Annotated in this window: 5 protein-coding genes; 3 read left to right on the plus strand and 2 right to left on the minus strand. The window is 75.2% G+C overall.

Annotated features, from left to right (window positions below; genetic code table 11):
• Together G3I42_RS27295 and G3I42_RS27300 are read right to left on the minus strand one after the other, a co-directional pair.
• The coding region (locus tag G3I42_RS27295) for a hypothetical protein (protein WP_203607410.1) at positions 1 to 445 on the minus strand (445 nt) is incomplete at its 3' end.
• 384 nt (positions 446 to 829) lie between these two features.
• Positions 830 to 2,041 (minus strand): sensor domain-containing protein, encoded by a 1,212-nt coding sequence (locus G3I42_RS27300; protein WP_203607411.1) that lies wholly within the window; start codon positions 2,039 to 2,041, stop codon positions 830 to 832.
• Between the two features lie 411 nt (positions 2,042 to 2,452).
• Here G3I42_RS27300 and G3I42_RS27305 point away from each other — a divergent pair, with 411 nt between their 5' ends.
• The 3 genes from G3I42_RS27305 to G3I42_RS27315 form a co-directional block, all read left to right on the plus strand.
• The gene (locus tag G3I42_RS27305; RefSeq protein WP_164290302.1) at positions 2,453 to 2,785 is read left to right on the plus strand and encodes an NADH-quinone oxidoreductase subunit A; all 333 of its coding nucleotides are present in this window, start codon (positions 2,453 to 2,455) and stop codon (positions 2,783 to 2,785) included.
• The gene (locus G3I42_RS38500; protein ID WP_164290296.1) at positions 2,776 to 3,423 is read left to right on the plus strand and encodes an NADH-quinone oxidoreductase subunit B; all 648 of its coding nucleotides are present in this window, start codon (positions 2,776 to 2,778) and stop codon (positions 3,421 to 3,423) included. The genes G3I42_RS27305 and G3I42_RS38500 overlap by 10 nt, the downstream gene beginning before the upstream one ends.
• A partial coding sequence (locus G3I42_RS27315) for an NADH-quinone oxidoreductase subunit C (protein ID WP_164290298.1) occupies positions 3,420 to 4,086 on the plus strand: 667 nt, incomplete at its 3' end. The genes G3I42_RS38500 and G3I42_RS27315, both read left to right, overlap by 4 nt.

Raw genomic sequence — 4,086 nt, forward strand, 5'->3', positions numbered from 1 at the left:
TCGGCTGCCAGCGCGGGTCGTACACGGCGACGACGCGGAGCGCGGGCGCGTCGCGGAAGGCCACGTCCCGGCCCACGTACCGCCGGAGGTCCGTGCCGCCGACGCGCTCGGGGAGCACGACGTCCCGCGGCCCGAGCCGCGCGGGGAGGCTGCCCCCGGTGACGGGCGGGGCCTCGGCGGGCGTGAGGGTGTGGCTCGTGAGGAGGTACGAGGGACCGCGCAGGTCCGCCACGTAGTCGGGCACGATCTCGCGCACCCCCTCCAGCCGCCCGGCCTCCGCGAGCCGGGCGGGCGTGAGAGCGCCGTCCGCCCCGGCGGTCACGGTGATCTGCCGCAGCCCGTCCGCCACGAGGACATCGCGCCCGGTGGCGCTCCCCCCGGCGGCGGCGACTCCCGCGGCGGCGGTGAAGAGGGTGGCGAGGAGGGTGAGGACGGGGAGGCGCATGGGGACCTTCGCGGGCGTCGGGCGTCGGGCGTCGGGCGTCGGGCGTCGGGACGTCAGGCGGCTGGGTGCCAGGTGCCGGGGCGCCAAGTGCTGGGGCATCAGGTGCCGTGCGTCCGACCTCGGTCCGCACCGGCCGCGCACCGTGCGAAGCCGCGACGAAGCCCCGGCGCTCCGGGCCACCACGGCACCCGCAGAGCGGAGCGTAGGAGAGCGGCCGGTGCGCACGTACCGCTGATCGGGTGAGGTCGCGACCGGGGTACGGGCGCCGGGGCAGAGGTGCGGGGACGTACGGGTGCGAGGGCAGAGGTGCGGGGACGTACGGGTGCGGGGCGCCCCGAACCGGCCGCCCCGCACCCGTAGTGAGCCCATGCCCCCGCTCGCGGGCTACCGCTTCCCCGTCACCTTCCGACCCGCCCGGTCCTCGCCCCGGTCCCGCCAGGGGAGTTCGGCCGTGATGGTCGTCGGGCCGCCGCGCGGTGAGTCGATGACGAAGAGGCCGTCGACCGCGCCGAGGCGTTCGGCGAGGCCCGCCATGCCCGTACCGCCGTCGAGCGAGGCGCCCCCGTGCCCGTCGTCGTGCACCTGGAGCAGCAGCCGGTCGCCCGCGCGCCACACCTCGACGGCCGCCGTGCGGGCGCCGCTGTGCTTGCTGACGTTCTGGAGCAGCTCGGAGACGGTGAAGTACGCGATGCCCTCGATCGCCTCGGCGGGCCGCTGCCGCAGGTCCACCTCGACCCGTACCGGCACCGTGCACCGCGCCGCGACCGCCGAGAGCGCCGCGTCGAGCCCCCGGTCGGTGAGGACGGCGGGGTGGATGCCGCGCGCGAGGTCGCGCAGCTCCTGGAGCGCGAGCTTCACCTCGCCGTGCGCCTCCTCGACCATGAGCGCCGCCGCCTCGGGGTCCTCGATCACCTTCTCCTTCGCGAGCCCGAGCCCCATCGCGAGCGCCACGAGCCGCGCCTGCGCCCCGTCGTGCAGATCCCGCTCGATGCGCCGCAGGTCCGCCGCCGCCGTGTCGACCACGACGCCGCGCCCCGACTCCAGTTCGGCGATGCGGCGCTCCAGCTCGTCCGAGGGCGAGAGCAGACCCCGCACCATCGCCCGGTCCACGTTCGCCATGCCCCGCAGGAGATAACCGAGCACGGGCCACAGCGCGAAGAACGACACCAGCGACACCGTGAACGTCACGATGCCCCACGGCAGCCGGATCACGGAGTACAGCGCGGTGCGCCACCCCACCGGGTCCTTCACGCCGTCCCACAGCCGCCCCAGCACCCCGCCGCCGTCGCCGCGCGGGATCGGGCTCGGCTCCTCGACCCGCACCCCGAGCAGGCGCCGCGCCCGCCCCCGCTCCGCCCGCCCCAGCAGCCGCGCCCCGCGCAGCCCGAGGACGAGCACGGGCAGACCGACGACCGTCACGGCGAGCCCGACGCCGAGCGAGACGAACAGGACGCTGTAGACGAAGCCGAGCACAGTGGCCGGAAGATTGGCCAGCAGGTGCGCGAACTCCTTCCACGTCGCCCCCGGATACGCGAGGCCCACGCGGGGCGGAGCGCCGGGATCGCGCTGGTCCTGAGAGGTCACCGATGCGGTCATGGGCCCCAGCCTGCCCGCTCGGCGCGGCGGACGCCATGAGGTCGCCCGGACCGGGGGAGGGGGGAAATCCCCACCGTCCCCGCCGCCCGCGCCCTCCCGCCCCGGACCTCACTGCTTACCGTTTCTTTAGCAGGCCCTAGACTCCCGTGGGTGCCCGTGCGGGCACGGCCGGGGACCGTACGTGACACGCGCGCCCGGCCGGGGACCGTACGTGACACGCGCGCCCGGCCGAGACCGGGCGCGAGCGGGCCGGACGGCGAGCAGCGGCGGCGGAGCGGAACGGAACGGAGGAGGACGGACGTGGCGGAACCCTGGAGAGCGCCCGTACCCCCGCACCCCCCGGGCACCACCGACCCCCTCACCTCCCTCGCCGCCTCCGGCTACTTCCACGCCTACACCCTCGTCGGCGTCATCACGGCGGCCGGCGTCCTCTTCGTCGCCTTCGCCTTCGCGGCCGGGCGCCTGCTGCGGCCCGTCGTACCGACGCGCGAGAAGTTCCTGACGTACGAGTGCGGGGTCGACCCGGTCGGCGAGGGCTGGGCGCACACCCAGGTCCGCTACTACGTCTACGCGTTCCTCTACGTCATCTTCGCCGTGGACTCGATCTTCCTCTTCCCCTGGGCCACGGTCTTCGCCGCGCCCGGCTACGGGGCGACGACGCTCGTCGAGATGTTCGTCTTCCTCGGCTTCCTCGCCATCGGACTCCTCTACGCCTGGAAGAAGGGCGTCCTGGAATGGACGTGACCCCCGTGCACACCGCAGCGGGCGACCCCGTGCCCGCCACCCCCGCCACCGCCGCTCCGGCGCCCGTGGACCTCCCCGACCCCACCGCGCCGCCCGCCGGTACGACCGGCGTGCTCTCGCGGCTCGCCCCGCAGCCCATGAAGGTCGTCCTCAACTGGGGCCGCCGCTACAGCCTGTGGGTCTTCAACTTCGGGCTCGCCTGCTGCGCCATCGAGTTCATCGCCGCGTCGATGTCCCGCCACGACTTCATCCGCCTCGGCGTCATCCCCTTCGCGCCCGGCCCCCGGCAGGCCGACCTGATGGTCGTCTCGGGCACGGTGACGGACAAGATGGCCCCCGCCGTCAAGCGCCTCTACGAGCAGATGCCCGAGCCGAAGTACGTGATCTCCTTCGGCGCCTGCTCCAACTGCGGCGGCCCGTACTGGGATTCGTACTCCGTCACGAAGGGCGTCGACCAGATCATCCCCGTCGACGTGTACGTGCCGGGCTGCCCGCCGCGCCCCGAGGCGCTGCTCCAGGGCATCCTCAAGCTCCAGGAGAAGATCGCGCACGAGGCGCCCGCCGAGCGGTACCGGCGGCGCACCCCGGTGGCCGCGCTCCGCAGCGGGCTCGTCCAGCCGCCGGAGGGGGAGCGGTGACCGGCTGGCTTCCGGCACCCGCCGAGGAGGTCTTCGGTACGGGCGCGAGCGCCGAGGAGGCGTACGGGCTGCTGACCGTCGACGTCCCGGCGGACACGTGGACGGCGGCGCTCGACACCGCCCGCCGCGTCCTCGGCTGCACGTACTTCGACTGGCTCTCGGCCGTGGACGAACCCGGCACGGGCTTCCGCGTGTGCGCGCACGTCGTCGCGCTCACGCCCGTGCGGCGCCTGCTGCTCCGTACGACCGTGCCCCACGAGACGCCCGTGCTCGCCTCGGCCGTCGACGTCTACGCGGGCGCGGCCTGGCACGAGCGCGAGACGCACGAGATGTTCGGCCTGCGCTTCGAGGGCCACCCGAACCTGATCCCGCTCCTCCTCCCGGAGACCTTCGAGGGGCACCCGCTGCGCAAGGACTTCGTCCTCGCGGCCCGCGTCGCGAAGGCGTGGCCGGGCGCGAAGGAACCGGGCGAATCGGGCCACGGCACCCCGAAACGCCGCCAGATGCTGCCCCCCGGGGTCCCCGACCCCAACGAGTGGGGCCCGCTGAAGGGCCAGCTCCCGGAGGCCCCGGCCCGCCCGGCGCGCCGGGCGCGGACGGCGGGGGGAGCGGGGTCCGGTGCGGGTACGGGCGCCGCGGAAGGTGCCCCGGCCCGCCGCACCC

The sequence above is a fragment of the Streptomyces sp. SID11385 genome, from assembly GCF_010548245.1.
Classification (GTDB): Bacteria; Actinomycetota; Actinomycetes; order Streptomycetales; family Streptomycetaceae; genus Streptomyces.